Origin of the sequence: Streptomyces sp. AgN23 (assembly GCF_001598115.1) — a bacterium.
GTDB lineage: Bacteria > Actinomycetota > Actinomycetes > Streptomycetales > Streptomycetaceae > Streptomyces > Streptomyces antimycoticus.
Genome location: NZ_CP007153.1, coordinates 10,521,532 through 10,536,953, shown reverse-complemented (window position 1 = coordinate 10,536,953; position 15,422 = coordinate 10,521,532). Strand labels below are relative to the sequence as shown.

At 70.1% G+C, this 15,422-nt stretch carries 13 protein-coding genes and 4 pseudogenes; 11 read left to right on the top strand and 6 right to left on the bottom strand.

The genetic code is table 11. The features are described 5' to 3' along the window. The first annotated feature begins 31 nt into the window (after positions 1–31). Positions 32–749: pseudogene (locus AS97_RS49165) on the top strand (MBL fold metallo-hydrolase). A gap of 311 nt (positions 750–1,060) precedes the next feature. Beyond that, the gene (locus AS97_RS45030) at positions 1,061–1,615 is read left to right on the top strand and encodes a hypothetical protein (protein WP_059147314.1); all 555 of its coding nucleotides are present in this window, start codon (positions 1,061–1,063) and stop codon (positions 1,613–1,615) included. A 253-nt stretch (positions 1,616–1,868) separates the two neighbouring features. On the opposite strand, the gene AS97_RS45025 is transcribed toward AS97_RS45030, so the two are convergent. Together AS97_RS45025 and AS97_RS45020 are read right to left on the bottom strand one after the other, a co-directional pair. After that, the gene (locus AS97_RS45025; RefSeq protein ID WP_185929787.1) at positions 1,869–2,069 is read right to left on the bottom strand and encodes a hypothetical protein; all 201 of its coding nucleotides are present in this window, start codon (positions 2,067–2,069) and stop codon (positions 1,869–1,871) included. Between the two features lie 241 nt (positions 2,070–2,310). After that, positions 2,311–3,513: pseudogene (locus AS97_RS45020) on the bottom strand (NAD(P)/FAD-dependent oxidoreductase); the annotation flags it as partial. Here AS97_RS45020 and AS97_RS45015 point away from each other — a divergent pair. After that, positions 3,412–4,008 carry an SDR family NAD(P)-dependent oxidoreductase gene (locus AS97_RS45015; RefSeq protein ID WP_247204710.1) on the top strand — a complete coding sequence of 199 codons (597 nt, stop codon included), beginning with the start codon at positions 3,412–3,414 and terminating at the stop codon, positions 4,006–4,008. The pseudogene AS97_RS45020 and the gene AS97_RS45015 overlap by 102 nt on opposite strands. Here AS97_RS45015 and AS97_RS45010 read toward each other — a convergent pair. Further along, on the bottom strand, positions 3,978–5,420 hold the full coding sequence (locus AS97_RS45010; RefSeq protein WP_086706723.1) for an aldehyde dehydrogenase: 1,443 nt from the start codon (positions 5,418–5,420) through the stop codon (positions 3,978–3,980). The genes AS97_RS45015 and AS97_RS45010 overlap by 31 nt on opposite strands. Positions 5,421–5,577: 157 nt before the next feature. Between AS97_RS45010 and AS97_RS45005 the strand changes: the two genes are divergently transcribed. The 5 genes and pseudogenes from AS97_RS45005 to AS97_RS48805 all read left to right on the top strand — a co-directional run bounded on the left by AS97_RS45005 (position 5,578) and on the right by AS97_RS48805 (position 10,381). Further along, a complete protein-coding gene (locus tag AS97_RS45005) occupies positions 5,578–6,111 on the top strand; it encodes a TetR family transcriptional regulator (protein WP_125757156.1) in 534 nt (177 codons plus the stop codon). 151 nt (positions 6,112–6,262) lie between these two features. Beyond that, a pseudogene (locus AS97_RS49160) lies at positions 6,263–8,297 on the top strand (LuxR family transcriptional regulator). Positions 8,298–8,531: 234 nt separating this feature from the next. After that, positions 8,532–9,599, top strand: a complete 1,068-nt coding sequence (locus tag AS97_RS44975) for an alpha/beta hydrolase (protein WP_210566950.1) — start codon at positions 8,532–8,534, stop codon at positions 9,597–9,599. A 25-nt stretch (positions 9,600–9,624) separates the two neighbouring features. Next, on the top strand, positions 9,625–10,122 hold the full coding sequence (locus AS97_RS44970) for a creatininase family protein (protein WP_260613103.1): 498 nt from the start codon (positions 9,625–9,627) through the stop codon (positions 10,120–10,122). Positions 10,123–10,135: 13 nt separating this feature from the next. Next, positions 10,136–10,381 carry a creatininase family protein gene (locus AS97_RS48805; RefSeq protein ID WP_282615715.1) on the top strand — a complete coding sequence of 82 codons (246 nt, stop codon included), beginning with the start codon at positions 10,136–10,138 and terminating at the stop codon, positions 10,379–10,381. 90 nt (positions 10,382–10,471) lie between these two features. Here AS97_RS48805 and msrA read toward each other — a convergent pair whose 3' ends face one another. Next, the gene (msrA, locus tag AS97_RS44965; RefSeq protein ID WP_059147318.1) at positions 10,472–10,987 is read right to left on the bottom strand and encodes a peptide-methionine (S)-S-oxide reductase MsrA; all 516 of its coding nucleotides are present in this window, start codon (positions 10,985–10,987) and stop codon (positions 10,472–10,474) included. Positions 10,988–11,187: 200 nt separating this feature from the next. Between msrA and AS97_RS44960 the strand changes: the two genes are divergently transcribed. Then, entirely contained in the window at positions 11,188–12,048 is an 861-nt protein-coding gene (locus AS97_RS44960) for an alpha/beta hydrolase (protein ID WP_125757148.1), read from the top strand. Positions 12,049–12,112: 64 nt separating this feature from the next. Here the strand turns inward: AS97_RS44960 and AS97_RS44955 are convergent, their stop codons facing one another. Next, complete coding sequence (locus tag AS97_RS44955) at positions 12,113–13,768, bottom strand: IS1182 family transposase (protein ID WP_210564157.1); 1,656 nt, start codon at positions 13,766–13,768, stop codon at positions 12,113–12,115. A 140-nt stretch (positions 13,769–13,908) separates the two neighbouring features. After that, a pseudogene (locus AS97_RS49155) lies at positions 13,909–14,013 on the bottom strand (IS5/IS1182 family transposase); the annotation flags it as partial. A 3-nt stretch (positions 14,014–14,016) separates the two neighbouring features. Here AS97_RS49155 and AS97_RS48245 point away from each other — a divergent pair. Together AS97_RS48245 and AS97_RS48240 are read left to right on the top strand one after the other, a co-directional pair. Next, positions 14,017–14,640, top strand: a complete 624-nt coding sequence (locus tag AS97_RS48245; RefSeq protein ID WP_236669640.1) for a hypothetical protein — start codon at positions 14,017–14,019, stop codon at positions 14,638–14,640. Beyond that, positions 14,592–15,206 carry a helix-turn-helix transcriptional regulator gene (locus AS97_RS48240; RefSeq protein WP_247204709.1) on the top strand — a complete coding sequence of 205 codons (615 nt, stop codon included), beginning with the start codon at positions 14,592–14,594 and terminating at the stop codon, positions 15,204–15,206. The genes AS97_RS48245 and AS97_RS48240 overlap by 49 nt, the downstream gene beginning before the upstream one ends. Positions 15,207–15,422 lie beyond the last annotated feature (216 nt).

The following is a 15,422-nucleotide window of genomic DNA, read 5'->3' as shown; positions in this document are numbered from 1 at the left end:
GTTTGGGCGCGACGAGAGGATCGGAGCGGCCATGTCGAAGTTTCTGCGTGAGGACGACATCGTTCGCGTCGAGAGCAACGTCTATTCGGTGTCCGGGAGCAACACCAACTGGGGGATCGTCAAGGACGGGGACAGCTGCACCTCGTCGACGCCGGCTACCCCGGCGACCGCGACGTCGTGCTCGCCTCGCTGGAGGAGGTCGGGCTGAACGCACGCTCCGTGGCCGCCGTCCTGGTCACCCACGCGCACAACGACCACATCGGCGCGGCCGAGCACCTGCGCGCCGCGTACGACGTGCCGGTCCTCATGCACCAGGACGAGGTGCCGCACGCCCGCCGCGACTTCCTCGACCAGGTGACGGTCGGACAGGTGCTCGCGCAGGCATGGCGGCCCGGTGTGCTCCCGTGGGCCGTACACGCCCTCCGGGCCGGCGGGACCACCCATGTTCCCGACTGCGAGCCGCAGGCCTTCCCCGCGCCGGGAGCCCTGGACCTGCCCGGTGCGCCGGTGCCCGTGCACACACCGGGACACACCAAGGGTCACTGCGCCTAGCACCTGCCCGAAGCGGCATCCTGATCACGGGCGACGCTCTGGTGACCGCGGATCCCACGTCACGTATCAGCGGCCCACAGCTGCTGCCCGACATGTTCCACACCGACCGTGCCCGGGCGCTGGACTCCCTGGTCTTGATCGAGAGCCTGGACGCGGACCTCGTCCTGCCCGGCCACGGCCCCGTGCACCACGGGTAGGCCAAGGAGGCCGCCCTGACGGCCCGTGAGCACGCCGCGAGGTGACGACGGACCGACCCGGATCGGCCACGGAAACGCGTTCAACAACACACTTACCGAGCAGTATGGCCGTAGAGAACCTCGTGCGAGGGATGTCGCCGGACCCCGGGTGGCCGAAGAAGGGCCACACTTCCTCCATGCGCAGGCACATCAGCGCTTATCGTGAAGGGTGGGCATGCCAGGCGAACCACCTGGCGTTGACACCTATCCGCACGGGACCCTCGCCGTGGGTACCATGCGCAACGTCATTCATATCGAGGGAGTGAACGGTTGTGACCAGCCAGTCAGCCGCCACGCTCCGAACGCGGTACGTTGCACAAGCCGCGTCGGACCTGGAGGAAAACCGCCGGCGACAGCAGGAGCTGGCGGAGAGGATCACGGTGTTGAAGCAGGAGGAAGCCCTCCTGGCAGACATCCTCAACCTCGCCGAGCGGTACGAGAACTTTGCGGACGCGTCCCGTCTGCCCGAGCAGTTGCAGGACGAGCCCGTCGCCGCGGAGGCGGAACAGGCCCCCGCCAAAGCCGCTTCGCGGCGCACGGCACCGGTCAAGACCGCCGCGTCCGGCAAGACGGCGAAGGCCGGTGCGAAGGAGAAGTCGCGCCAGCCTCTGCTCGGTGACCTTCTGGTGGACCTGCTCGCCAAGTACGACGAGCCGCGTCTGGCGAAGGAACTGCGGGACGAACTGCTCGGGAAGCACCCGGACCGCAATCCCACACCTCAGGTGGTGCGGAACACCCTCGAATCCCTGGTCGCCAAGGGACGTATCAGGCGTCACAAGCAACAGCGTTCCGTCATGTACACCCTGGTGAAGCCGGACTCCGACTGACACCTCCGCCCGTTCCTCCCCGCAGAACCCCGTCCGCCGGGCATCGTGGATCTGATGGGGAAGCCCCACACCGATCTTCACGAGCGCGCTTTCTCCTCACGACAGGACCGACGGGGCTTTCCTGTTCCCCCTACTTCCACGAACGGCGAGGGGGAAAGGTTCACTCATGTGTCGACGAGGACCAGGACAGGATCCGTTTTCGGACCGCCCGCGGATATGACTCCGCCCGTGGGCGCGCCCGCCGGCGGGGTCCTTATGCCCGCCACATGTTCTCGAAGGCGGCGTTCTCGACGTCGCGCCGCAGTCGTACGGCCTCCAGCCGCGTCACCGCGTCGCCGACGGCGGCCAGCACCGTCGCGACCGCGTCCCCGATGAGGTTCTCGCGCGCCTCCGACGAGTCCTCCCCGATCCCCGCCTCCGCCAGCAGGGCGGCGAGGACGGGCTCGTCGGACACCCTGCGTTCCTCCGCACCGCGGCGTGCCTCGGTGTCGGCCGGCACGGCCCGCGCGGACCGCAGCCGGAACCCGTGGCCCCGTGGACGGGTGAGGAGCCCGGCCCTCTCCAAGTCGCCGACGTAGGCCGCGGCGAGGTCGCCGCCCCGGCGCCACAGGCAGTCGTCGACCGTCTCGTAAGGCTCCTGCCGGATGAGCGAGATACTCGCCTGGTCCAGCAGACGGTGAGGTCCCGTGCGGTGGTCATGAGTCCCTCCTCGCCTCCAGCAGGCGCAGCCACACCTCGCTGATGGTGGGGAAGGCGGGTACGGCGTGCCAAAGGCGCTCGACCGGCACCTCCCCGGTGATGGCGACGGTGGCCGAGTACAGCAGTTCGGCGACGCCCGGTCCGACGAAGGTGGCGCCGACGACGACCTGACGATCCCGGTCGATGAGGTTCCGGGCCCGGCCCCGGTAGTCGGGGCGGTACTGGACGGCTCCCGCGAGGTGGCCGATCTCGTAGTCGGCGACCTCGACGTCCCGGCCGGTGCGCTCGGCCTCTCGGACGGTCAGACCCACGGAGGCGACCTCGGGATCGGTGAAGACGACACCCGGGACGGCCTCGACATCGGCCGTGCTGCTGTGCGGGGCCCAGCGGCCGGTGTCGAGTTCCTCGCCCCGCGCCCGGCTGGCGATCACGGCCCCGGCGACGCGGGCCTGGTACTTGCCGTGGCGGGTGAAGAGGGCGCGGCGATTGACGTCGCCCACGGCGTACAGCCAGTCCCCCCCGGGACGGCGGTGACGGTCAGGCTGTCGTCGGTGGCGAGCCAGTCCCCCGGCTTCAGTCCCACGGTGTCGAGCCCGATGTCCTCCGAGCGCGGGGCGCGGCCGGTGGCGAAGAGGATCTCATCGGCGGTGACCACACCGCCGTCCGACAAGGTGACACGGACCTCGCGGTGGCCGTCGCCGCCCACCCGCTCCGCGCCGACGACGGAGACGTTGAAACGTACGTCCGCACCGGCCTCCCGCAGGCGCTCGGTCACCAACTCGCCCGCGAACGGCTCCATCCGGGGCAACAGCACGTCCTCCTGGCCGAGCAGGGTTACCCTGCTCGCCCAGGGCCTGCCAGGCGGTGTCCATCTCGACACCCACGACACCAGTGCCGACGATCACGAGACGCTGCGGCAGCCGCTGGGCGCTGGTCGCCTCCCGGCTGGTCCAGGGCCGCAGGATCTCGATCCCGGGCAGCGGGGGCAGAGCCGCACGGCTGCCGGTGCACATGGCGACGGCGTGCCGGGCCCGCAGCCGGACGGTGTCGCCGTCGGGAGTCTCCACGGACACCTCGCGCTCCCCCGCCAGCCGCCCATGGCCGCGCAGCAGGTCGATGCCGGCCGACTTGACCCACTCGACCTGGCCGTCGTCCTTCCAGTCGGCGGACATGCGATCGCGGTGCGCCAGGACGGCCTCGGGCTCATCACCGGCGCCTCCAGTGGACTGGGCAAGGCCCTCGCCGAACACGTCCTGGCCCACGGCGGTCAGGTCGTGGCGACGGCCAGCTCGACGCAGGCCACCACCGAGCTGGCCGCGCGCTATCCGGAGACCGCTCTGGCGGTCAGGCTCGACGTCACCGAGCCCGCGGACCGCGAGGCCGCGGTGCGTGCCGCCGAGGCGATCCATCAGGCCGTCAGCGCACCGGAGTTGGCCCACTGGGTCGTCCTGGGACAGCGACGCCCAGCGGCGTATCGGGGTCAGGCTGGACCAGGTGCGGGCCGAGTTCGAGGTCGGCCGGGAGTTGGCGTTCAGTACGGACTTCCCGGGGGCCGCCGACAACGCGGTGCTCTGAGCCTCACAGGAAACGCCGCGCCGGTGGCAGGTCGGGGCACCTGCCACCGTCGGCGGTCATCTTGTGGCGTGTGGTCCGCCAGGGTCGGTCAGACGGTGATGGTCTTGTACTCGGTGTAGGTGCCGAGGCCGACCGCGCCGTACTCGCGGCCGATACCGCTCGCCTTGAAGCCGCCGAACGGGCCGTCGAAGGCGACGGAGGCGCCGTTGACGGTGATGGTGCCGGTGCGGACGCGGCGGGCGACGGCCAGGGCGTGCTCCTCGTCGGAGGACCAGACGCCGCCGGAGAGGCCGTACTCGGAGTCGTTGGCGATGCGGACGGCGTCGTCCTCGTCGTCGTAGGCGATGACCACCAGGACCGGGCCGAAGATCTCCTCCTGTGCGATCCGCATGGAGTTGTCGACGTCGGCGAAGACGGTGGGTGTGACGTAGTTGCCCTTCTCCAGGCCCTCGGGGATCTGCGGGCCGCCGGCGACCAGACGGGCGCCCTCCTCGATGCCGAGCTGGATGTAGTTGCGCACCCGTTCCTGCTGGTCGGGGCGGATCATCGGGCCGATGAAGGTGTCGGAGTCGTTCGGGTCGCCGACCTTCAGCGACTCCACGAGTTCCTTGAGTGCGGCCACGACCTCTTCGTACCGGCTGCGCGGGGCCAGGATGCGGGTCTGGGCGATGCACGACTCCCCGTTGTTGAGCAGGGAGCCGAACTTCAGGCCCGCGACGGCCTTCTCGATGTCGGCGTCGGGGAGGATGATCGCGGCGGACTTGCCGCCCAGTTCCAGGCTGACCCGCTTGAACTGCTCGCCGGCGATCGCGGCGATGCGGCGGCCGGCCCGGGTCGAGCCGGTGAAGGCGATCTTGTCGACGTCCCTGTGCGACACCAGGTACTCGCTGGTCTCCCGGTCTGCGGGCAGGACGCTGATCACGCCCTCCGGCAGGCCCACCTGCTCGAGGAGCTCGGCCAGAAAACCCATGCTCAGGGAGTTCTCCGGGGAGACCTTGAGGACTACGGAGTTGCCGGCGACCAGGGCGGGGATGATCTTCGAAGTGGCCGAGGAGAAGGGCGAGTTCCATGGGATGACCGCGGCCACGACGCCGATCGCCTCGCGGCGCACCACGCTGCGTACCGGGGAGGTGGGGTCGGAGGGCTGGAGTGTTTCCTCCCAGGCGAACTCCTCCGCCGCCTTCAGGTAGGCGTTCGCCTGCCGGGTCAGGCCGGGCTGTCCGGCGCGGGTGAACCAGCCTGCGGAGCCGTTCTCCAGCGAGATCAGGTGCGCGATCTTCTCCGCGTTCTGCTCGCGCAGGGCGTTGAAGCGGCGGAGGGTCGCGATCCGTTCTGCCGGCGGGGTCAGCCGCCACTCCCCCGCCTCGAAGGAGGCCCGTGCCGCGGCGACCGCTCGGTCGATGTCCGCCGGCTGCGCCTGCGCGACGCGGCCGACCACCGACTGGTCGTGCGGCGAGGCGATGTCGAGGAGCTGCGGGTTGCTCGGCTCGACCCAGGAACCTCCGATGAAAAGCCGGTCGTAGGTGATCATGTGCTTTCTCTCTTCCGGTGCTTTCGATGCAGCAGGCCATCAAACTGTCACGCAAATGTAGCACTTATATTCAATAGGAGCACATTCGAGGTACTCTTGCGGAGTGAGAACCGACGCAGCACGCAACCTGGAAGCCGTCCTGACCACCGGAGCACGCATGCTCGCCGCCGATCCCGGCGCGAGCATCGCGAGCATCGCCGCCGAGGCAGGTGTGGACCGGCGCACCGTGTACCGCCGCTTCGCCTGCCGTGAGGAACTTCTGGGGGCCATCCATGAAGCCCGCGTCACGGCCATCGAGCAGGCCATCGAGGACGCACGGCTGCGCGAGGCACCCGTCGCCGTCGCCCTGCACCGCTACGTCGAGAACATCATCGCCGTCAACCGCACCTGGCCCGTCGACCTCGCCCGCATGCTCGCCGACGACACCATCCGCCGGCGCCGGGACGCCTGTGTCGCCGAGGTCGAGGCCTTCCGGCGGCGAGCCTCCGACGAAGGCCTGCTGCGCCGGGACCAGCCGCAGTATTGGGCGGGGCCGCTGTTGCCCGAGCTGGTGAACCTCGCCGCGCACCGGCAGGCACACCTGAGCCCCGGGCAGGCGGCCGACGTGGTGGTCGACACGTATCTGCACGGGGTCGGCGTCCCACGTCAGCGGTCCCAGGACCCGCCGGCTGTGCGGGGCCAGGTCGCTTGACCAGCGCAGAGATGCCGAGGTCCGCAGCGCAACCCGTCCTGCCTCGGATTCGCCGAGAGAGCGGGACTCCGCACACATAGGCTCAAAGGTCCACGCACGTGGCTGGTTCGGTCGTGAAGGGGAGTGAGGCGCGGTGGAGTCGCTTGTGACGATGATCGGCCGGGACGGTGAGCGGGAGCGGCTGTCCACGTTCATGGCAGCCGCCGAGGGGCAGGCCCTCGTCCTCAGGGGTGAAGCGGGGGTGGGCAAGAGCGCCCTGCTCGACCATGTCGCGCAGCTGGCCGGGCAGGCGGGCCACGAAGTGATCCGGGCCGCCGGAGCCGAGGCCGAGTCCGGGCTCCCGTTCGCCGGTCTGCACCAGTTCCTCCATCCCCTAGTTCCTCCATCCCCTGCTTCCCTCCGTCGAGGGCTTGGACCAGGTGCACCCGCAAGGTGTTCGACACCGTTTTCGGGCGGAGCACCGGAAAGCCGCCGTCGGTCATGTCGCTCGGCATCGCCGTCCTGGACCTGCTGTCCCTGGCCTACTCGACGAAGCCGCTGCTGCTCCTCGACGACGGCCAGTGGCTGGACTCCTCCAGCGTCGCGGTGATCGGGTTCGCGGGGCGCCGGCTCGCCGGCAGCTCGGTGAAGCTCGTCGTCGCTCTGCGCTCGGGCGTGGCGTCGGAGTTCGACACCGCGGCCCTGCCCGCACTGCCGGTCAGGGCCCTTCCGGGCGAGGAAGCCCGGCGGCTTCTCGACCTGCGCCGCCCAGGCCTGGACACACGCGTGCGCCGTCTGGTGCTGGACCAGGCGCGGGGCAACCCGCTGGCACTGCTCGAACTGCCCGCCCACCTTCACGTCGGTCACCCGGGGACGTCCGGCCGCGGAACCTGTCGCCCCGCACGATGCCTCAGTGCCGCTGCCGGTGCCCCGGCGTCTGCAGCAGGTGCACGGCACGCGCATCGAGTCCCTCGGCGAGGCGATGCGCGCGGAGCTGCTGTGCGGTGCGCTGGACGGCGTGGGAGCGGGCACGGCAGCCGATCGCACCCGGGGCACGCGCTATCGCATGGTGGACGCCGACGAGGCGTCGGCCTGCGGCCTTGCTGGACATCGATCCGCTCAGCGGCGACTTCGTCTTCCGCCATCCCCTGGCGCGCTCGACGGTCGTACAGAAGGCGATGCCCAACGAGCGGCGCGCGGCCCACGCGGCCCTCGCCCAGGTGCACCGCGACGACGTGGAGCGGCGGGCCATGCACCTGGCGGCCTCCACGGTCGACCCGGACGAAAGGGTCGCGGCCGCGCTGAAGGCGGCCGCGGACTCCGCCACCCGGCGGGGTGGCTCGCAGGCCGCCGTGGCCTGGCTGACCCGGGCCGCGGAGCTGAGCGAGAGCCCCGAGGAACGGTCCCGCAGGCTGGGCGACGCCGCGTTCATCGCCGGTCACGCCAGCTGCTGGACAGGGCCCAGCAGCTGGCCCGCTCCGACATCACGTCCGGCATGAGCGAGTCCCCGGCCGCCGTGATCGCATCGGTCTACGTCGCGCTGTACGAGGACGGGGACGTACGGTCCTCGCATCGCCAGATCCTGGCGGCGCTCGAGAGCATCCGCGACCGCGGTGTGCGAGTACCGAGCGAGGTGTTCGCACGGCTGGTCAACCAGCTCCTGGTCATCAGCCAGTACGCGAGCGACGAGACGTACTGGGAAACGGGCTCATGAGCTTCTCGACTCGCTCGGCGACCTGGTGCCTCCGAACTCCCGCATCTACCAGGACGCCTGGGGTGACGTGGTGCGCCGCGGCGCGGGCGTGCAGGAGCGGGTGGAGCGCGCCTTCGCCGGCCTCGGCGATGGCATCCACGTCCGACACACCCAGGGGAAGAAGGCGGCGCGGCTGTCACTGACCCTGGCTGCTGAGACGTTCGAACGGCTCGGCGCCCCCACCTGGACCGGACGGGCCCGGGCCGAACTCCGTGCCACCGGTGCGGCCACGCGCGCCTCCTCGGCACACCTCGCGGCACTGACCTGGCAGGAACGCCGCATCGCCGATCTCGCCGCGAGCGGACTGACCAACAAGGAGATCGGCGAACGCATGCATTTGTCGCCACGCACCGTCAGCTCACACCTCTATCAGGTGTTCCCCAAACTCGGCGTCACCTCGCGCGCCGCGCTGCGCGACGCCCTGGCCAGGCTGGAGGACGGACAGGGCGTATGAGTGCAGGACATCGAGGTGTGTTCTCTCAGTCGAACGACTCGCCCGCGGCTCACCGTCATATGACTGATGTGTCCGGGTTCGCTGCGGACGAGAGTATGTGCCACCGACCCCACCCCGCACCCCGCGTCACCGGTTTGACAGGTGACACTTACTGTGCGAGGGTCGTCGCGCCGCGAGCGGGAGGTCTCCCGGGCTCGGGCCGGTCACCGGAAACACACCACGGAGGGGTTTCACATGATCAACAGGCGTACCTTCAGCAAGGCCGTCGGTCTGGGCACCGGCGCGGCCGCGGTCTCGCCGTCCGGCCTGCAGGCCAACGCATCCGCCGCGACCGCATCGTCCACGCAGGGCGGCACTTCCGTTCCCACCGTGCCCACCATCACCCCGGGCACCCACACCGAGTTCCGTACGATCAGGCACGTCAAGGCGGGCCTGCTGAACATCGGTTACGCCGAGGCCGGCCCCGCCCACGGCCCCGTCGTCCTCCTCCCGCACGGCTGGCCCTACGACATCCACAGCTACGTCGACGTCGCCCCGCTCCTCGCCGACCAGGGCTACCGCGTCATCGTTCCCTACCTGCGCGGTCACGGCAGCACCCGCTTCCTGTCCCGCCACACCCGCCGCACCGCCGAGCAGTCGGCCATCGCGCTGGACATCATCGCCCTGATGGACGCCCTCAAGATCCACAAGGCCGTCCTCGCCGGCTTCGACTGGGGCTCGCGCACCGCCGACATCATCTCCGCGCTGTGGCCCGAACGCGTCAAGGCCCTTGTCTCCACCAGCGGTTACCTCATCACCAACGTCAAGACGCAGCTCGAGCCGGCCCTCCCGGCCGTCGAGCACAACTGGTGGTACCAGTGGTACTTCGCCACCGAGCGCGGCAAGAAGGCCATGGAGAACGAGAAGGAGCGCATCGCGCTGTGCCGCTACGTGTGGACCCTCGTCTCCCCCAACTGGAACTTCGACGACGCCACCTACGCGCGCACCGCCGAGGCCTTCACGAACCCCGACTACGCCGCCATCGTGCTCTACAACTACCGCTGGCGCATCGGTCTCATCGAGGGTGAGCAGCGCTACGACCGCTACGAGAAGCTGCTCGCGGCCCAGCCCTCCATCGGCGTTCCCACGGTCACCCTGGACGCGGCTCTCGACCCGTTCACCCTGGCCGGCGACGGCTCCACCTACCGCAACCACTTCACCGGTCCGTACGCGCACCGCACCATCGCGGACATCGGCCACAACCTGCCGCAGGAGGCGCCCACCGTCTTCGCCCAGGCCGTGGTCGACGCCGACCATCTGTGAGCTTCGAGATCCGCAGGAGTCCCTGATGAGCGGAGTCCAGTGGAACCGTCTGACCGCCGCCGAGCTGCGTGCCCTCGCGGCGCGGGACGCGGTGGTGCTGCTGCCCATCGGGGCCACCGAGCAGCACGGCCCTCATCTGCCCACCGGCGTCGACGACTTCCTGGCGACGGAGGTGTGCCGCCGGGCGGCGGTGCTGGCCGCCGAGCACATCGGTGTGGTGGTGACGCCTTCCGTGCCGACGGGTCTGTCGGAGCATCACATGGCCTTCGGCGGCACCCTGACACTCAGCCTGCCCACCTTGCACGCGCTGCTGCGGGACATCTGCCGTTCCGTGATCCGGGTGGATTTCTCGCGCATCCTGATCGTCAACGGGCACGGCGGGAACATGACCGCTCTGAACGCCCTCACCACCGAGCTGACCGCGGAACTGTCGACGCCGATCGCGTTCGCCAGCTACTTCGGCGCCGGACGGGAGGTCGTACGGGACACTCTGGAGACCCAGGACGGCCTCATGCACGCGTGAGGGGGAGACGTCCATGATGATGGCCGCCTACCCCGAGCTGATCCGGACCGAGCATCTGGACGAGGCGCACGGGCCGCGGATCACACTGCCCGCCGAGTCCACCGAACCGGTGTACACGGCCGTGTCCTTCGACCGGATCACCGAGTCCGGGGTCACGGGCGACGCCCGGGCGGCGAGCCCGGAGAAGGGCGAGCGGATGCTCTCCGGCTGTGCGTCGGCGCTGGCGGACATCATCGTGCGGGATCCGTGGGCTAAGTAGGGCGACGGGCCTGGCGAACCCGTGACAACGGCGCGCGGCCGGGAAGGACATCGCCCTCCCGGCCGCGCCGGTGTTCACGTGCTCAGGTGTTCAGGACTCGCTGCGCTTGGGCAGGCGCCAGTTCGGGCGCGGGAAGTGGCAGGTGTAGCCGTCCGGGTAGCGCAGGAGGTAGTCCTGGTGCTCCGGCTCCGCCTCCCAGAACGGGCCTGCCGGGACCACCTCGGTCACCACCGGTCCCGGCCACAGCCCGGACGCGTCGACGTCGGCGATGGTGTCCTCGGCGACACGGCGCTGCTCGTCGTCGAAGTAGAAGATGGCGGAGCGGTAGCTGAGGCCGATGTCGTTGCCCTGCCGGTTCCTCGTGCTCGGGTCGTGGATCTGGAAGAAGTACTCCAGGATCGTGCGGTAGTCGGTGGCCGTGGGGTCGAAGGTGATCTCGATCGACTCCGCGTGTTTTCCGTGGTCGCGATAGGTGGCGTTGGGCTTGTCGTCGTCGCCGCTGTAGCCGACCCGGGTGCCCACCACACCGGGCAGCGCCCGGATCAGCTCCTGCATGCCCCAGAAGCAGCCTCCCGCCAGCAGCGCCGTCTCCTCGGCGTCACTCATGGCACCCCACCTTTCCGTTCGCGTCTGTTCGCGCAGGGCTCCAGGCTCGCACGTCGTCGGCCTGGAACCCCCACACACTCGTCACCACCTTGACAGGTGATGAATCGCCTGAAAAATTCGTCACCAGTCCAAGCGGTGACGAACGCCGGTAAGACCGGAACACCGTATGTACCGAGAAAAATTCCTGAGAGGGGTTTGTCGTGGTGAGCATCAACGGTGGCCGCAAGCGGCTGGTGACGGGTGTCTTCTCGACGGTCGCGGCGGGCGCCGCGTTCGGAGCGTTCGCCCTCAGCGGCACCGCCGACGGCGCGACCAGGACCGCCGAGGCCGCCGACACCGGCAAGCACCCCAAGCCGACCATCGTCCTGGAGCACGGCGCCTTCGCCGACGGCTCCAGCTGGAACGGTGTCCTCGCCGACCTGCGCGTCGACGGCTACCCGGTCGTCGCCGCCGCCAACCCGCTGCGCGGCCCGGCCTCCGACGCCGCCGCCCTGCGCACGGTCCTGGACCACGTCAAGGGCCCGAAGATCCTCGTCGGCCACTCCTACGGCGGCAACGTCATCAGCGAGGCCGCCACGAACGACCCCGAGGTCAAGGCCCTCGTCTACGTCGCCGCCTTCCTGCCCGCCCCCGGTGAGACCGCCCTGGAGCTCACCACCAAGTACCCGGGCTCCACCCTCCCCGACGCCCTCGACCCGGTCACCTACCAGCAGGCCGACGGCTCCACCGCCACCGACCTGTACATCCGGCAGGACAAGTTCCGCCACCAGTTCGCCGCCGACGTCCCCGCGCGGCAGGCCGCCCTGATGGCCGCCGAACAGCGTCCCATCGCCCAGGCCGCCCTGGAGGAGAAGGCCACCAGCGCGGCCTGGAAGACCAAGCCCAGCTGGGACATCGTCACCACCCAGGACCCCAACATCCCCGCCGCTGTCCAGCGCTTCATGGCCAAGCGCGCCCACGCGCACATCACCGAGGTCGCCGCCTCCCACTCGGTCGCCGTCTCCCACCCGCACCTGGTGGCCGACGTGATCGAGAAGGCCGCCCGCGCCACCGTCCGCTGACACCCTCGAAGGACGGCGGGGCTCCTCAAGGCAATGCCGTGACTCTGTTGGTGATCTTCTGGGGTCATGCGGCGGTGGTGCAGAGAGAGTGGAAGCGTGTTGATCGGTGGCGGGTGGGGGTCGGCTCGGCGATCCAGTCGGCGACGCGGGTGAGGTTGCAGGCCAGTGCGGTCAGTACGTGCTGGACGTGGGTTCTTGCCAGGCCGCGGTAGCGGGATCGGCGCAGGCCGCAGGTGCGAATGTTCTGGGAGAGGGTGGCCTCGATGCCGGCACGGATCGCGTAGCGCTGCTGCCAGTCCTTGGTCTGCTGGTCCAGCCGGTTGCGGGTCTGGATCTCGTGGAGTTTACGGGTGGGCAGGAGCGCGAGTGCACGCGGACGGGTGGCGGAGGTGGTGCACTGAGGGCGGTCGGGGCAGGCAAGGCAGGTGGCCTTGTCGAAACGGACCTGGATGTAGTCGTGGCCGTTGATGCGCAGTGGTCCCCAGTGCCGGCTGATGTGCCCGCGGGGGCAGGTGACCTGCTTGTTGTCCCAGTCCGCGGCGAAGGCGGACTTGTCGAAGCCGCTGCCGCTCTTGGCCTGGTGGCTGTGGTCGGGCACCACCGGGCCCAGCAGGGTGATGCCATGGACCCGGCGGGCCCGTTCGATCCGGGCCGGGGTGATGTAGGCGGCATCGACAACATGTTCGGCCGGGGCCAGGCGGGCGTCGGCGAGGTCGTCGTGGATCTGTTCGGTGAGTTCGCCGTCCTGGACCGGGGCGATCGTGGTGGCCACGTGGATGACCACTTCGGGCCGGTCGGTGTCACAGGTCTCGGTCAGATGGACCCGGTAGCCGCTCCAGGCGGTGTCCCGCTTGACGCAGTAGTGGGCGTCGGTGTCGTAAGGGGAGTCGAACCGCAGGTGTGCCGGGGGCAGTGCGTGGCCGTCGCGCCAGCGCAGACGCCCGTGGGTGTCCCAGTAGTAATGATGGACCCAGACCTGCCGCAGGATCTCCACCTGCGGTAACACCCGCAGTCGGGGTGGGGCGTCGGGTGCCCACACGGCGGTCAGGATCTTCTGGCCGTCCCGGCCGAAGGTCTCCGCCAGGGCGGTGACCCCGGCTTTCCCACCGGGGACCTTCCCGATCTCGATCTTGCGCCCGTAGCGCTTGTCCCATTCCGGCTCGATCAAGGGCAGCAGCCAGTCCCCGTCGGCCTCGGCCAGCTCTTCCAGCGCGGCCCGCAGCGTCTCGCCGGCCAGTTCCAGCCGGCTGAGCGTGCGGACTGCCGCCATCACGTGAGTGGCGTCGGTGCGCTGACGACCTCCGGATTTCAGCAACCCGGCCTCCACCAGCCGCTCCAGCATCACCGTCAGCAGCCGGTCGGCGGCATCACCCTCGGCCAGCCGGGCCCGGAACTCGCACAGCACTGAGTAGTCGAACCCGGCATCGTCCAGCTCCATCCCGAGGGCATATTTCCAGTCAATGCGGGTGCGGACCGCGTCGGCAGCCTGCCGGTCGGAGAGGTTCTCGGCGAACTGCAGCACCGACGCCAGCGCCAACTGCCCCGGTGACAGACCCGGACGGCCGTCGGCCGGATACAGAGAAGCGAACTCCTCGTCCTCGAACAGCACGTCCAACCGATCCCGGATCAGCATCGCCGGTGTGCCCTTCGGACACGCGGCCCGCGCCGTCCGCACTGTCTTCGCCGGGATCCGCTGATAGCTCTTCGGTCGCAACGACATCGCAGCCCACCCCCTGGAACAGCCTCCCTGCCACTGTGCCAGCCCACCGACAACTACCGCATGACCCCGACAACATCACCAACAGAGTCATGCCGTTGTTTTAGGCCTTGGCGTGGGTTCCTGGGTAGTGGTCCCAGGGGGTGGGCGTCGGCCTTGTTCCCGGGCGCCGGCCGGGCCGGTGCGACGACCAGGCGGCTGTCGGCATCGATGATGACCTGCACGTTCGCCGAGAACCGGTGCTGCTGTGGGTGATCACCCAGACCTTCGGCGACCCGGCGCGCACCGGTGCCGCGGTGCTGCCTCAGCTGACGGAGATGATCGCCACGGTGGGGGACGACCCGACCCTCGTGATCCGCGTCGGCACGGCCTCGGTGTTCGTGGACCGGCTCGGGGACTTCCGGTGGGCCACGCGCCGACTGGTGGACCAGGGCCGCACGGGCGCCGCGCCCGTCCGCCGCCACCTGGGCGCGCTGATGCACCTGGGCCTGGACTACTTCCACCTGGGCCGGTGGGACGACGCCGCGCAGCTGGCGGCCGAGGGGCTCACCCTGTGCGAGGACCACGACTACCGGTTCTACGCGTGGTACTTCCAGTACATCCAGGCGGCCGTGGCCGCGGCCCAGGGCGACGCGGAGACCAGCGCCGCGCTGACCGAGCAGATCGTCCGGTGGGCGATGCCCGGCGGGACCTACGGCGCCCGATCCTTCGCCTGCCATGCCAGGGCGCTGGCCGCTCTCGGCAGTGGCGACTTCGAGACGGCGTACCAGCACGCCTGCACGCTCAGCCCGCCCAGGACCGTCGCCCCCTATGTCCCGATCGCCATGTGGGGAACGATGATCTGGTCGAGACGGCCGTCCGCACCGGCCGGGTGAAGGAGGCCGCGGCCCACGCGGCAGCGATGCGCGAGTCCTCGATGGCCGGGCCGTCGCCCCGGCTGGAGATGCTGGTCGTGGCCTGCGAGGCGCTGACCACACCCGGGGAGGCGGGGGCCGCCCTCTTCGAGCGGGCCCCGTCCCTGCCCGATCCGGAGCGCTGGCCCTTCGACATCGCGCGGGTGCGCCTCTTCTACGGCGAACGACTGCGGCGGCTGCGTGCCATGGCGGAGGCGCGGGAGCAGCTGACCCAGGCGTTGGAGGCCTTCCAGCGCCTGGGGGCCAAGCCCTGGGTGACGCGTGCCGCGGTGGAGCTGCGGGCGGGCGGCCGGTCCGCGCCCGCCGCCGCCAGGCCGAGGGCCGTGGCGCTGACCGCTCAGGAGCTGCAGATCGCCACGCTCGCGGCGACCGGGCTGGCCAACAAGCAGATCGCCGAGCGGATGCTCCTGTCGCATCGGACCATCGGCACGCACCTGTACCAGATCTATCCCAAGCCGGGCATCACGTCGCGGGCCGCGCTGCGCGACGCGCTCTCCGGCCTGGACCTGCCCGCCGAAGAGGACTGAGGACCCGGCGTTCCCTCAGTCGTTTGACGTATGCCGGGCTCCGGGCCTTCGCGCACAGTGGACGCGGGGATGTCCGAGCGGCCGTCCTCCCCCCGGTGGCCACACCTGAGGCCACCCTGCACCACCAGAGGGGAACCGGATGCTCGATGCCTCAGATGGCCATCCGGACATCCACTGGCCGTCGGGCTTCTCGCCCGACGAGGCCCACAGCTTCTG

Bases quoted from the DNA above. Each gene is read 5' to 3' on its own strand.
- AS97_RS44970 (WP_260613103.1), top strand. From the start codon at position 9,625: ATGAGCGGAGTCCAGTGGAACCGTCTGACCGCCGCCGAGCTGCGTGCC.
- AS97_RS45010 (WP_086706723.1), bottom strand. From the start codon at position 5,420: ATGATCACCTACGACCGGCTTTTCATCGGAGGTTCCTGGGTCGAGCCG.
- msrA (WP_059147318.1), bottom strand. From the start codon at position 10,987: ATGAGTGACGCCGAGGAGACGGCGCTGCTGGCGGGAGGCTGCTTCTGG.
- AS97_RS45015 (WP_247204710.1), top strand. From the start codon at position 3,412: ATGGCCGCGCAGCAGGTCGATGCCGGCCGACTTGACCCACTCGACCTG.
- AS97_RS45005 (WP_125757156.1), top strand. From the start codon at position 5,578: ATGCTCGCCGCCGATCCCGGCGCGAGCATCGCGAGCATCGCCGCCGAG.
- AS97_RS48805 (WP_282615715.1), top strand. From the start codon at position 10,136: ATGATGATGGCCGCCTACCCCGAGCTGATCCGGACCGAGCATCTGGAC.
- AS97_RS44955 (WP_210564157.1), bottom strand. From the start codon at position 13,768: ATGTCGTTGCGACCGAAGAGCTATCAGCGGATCCCGGCGAAGACAGTG.
- AS97_RS44975 (WP_210566950.1), top strand. From the start codon at position 8,532: ATGATCAACAGGCGTACCTTCAGCAAGGCCGTCGGTCTGGGCACCGGC.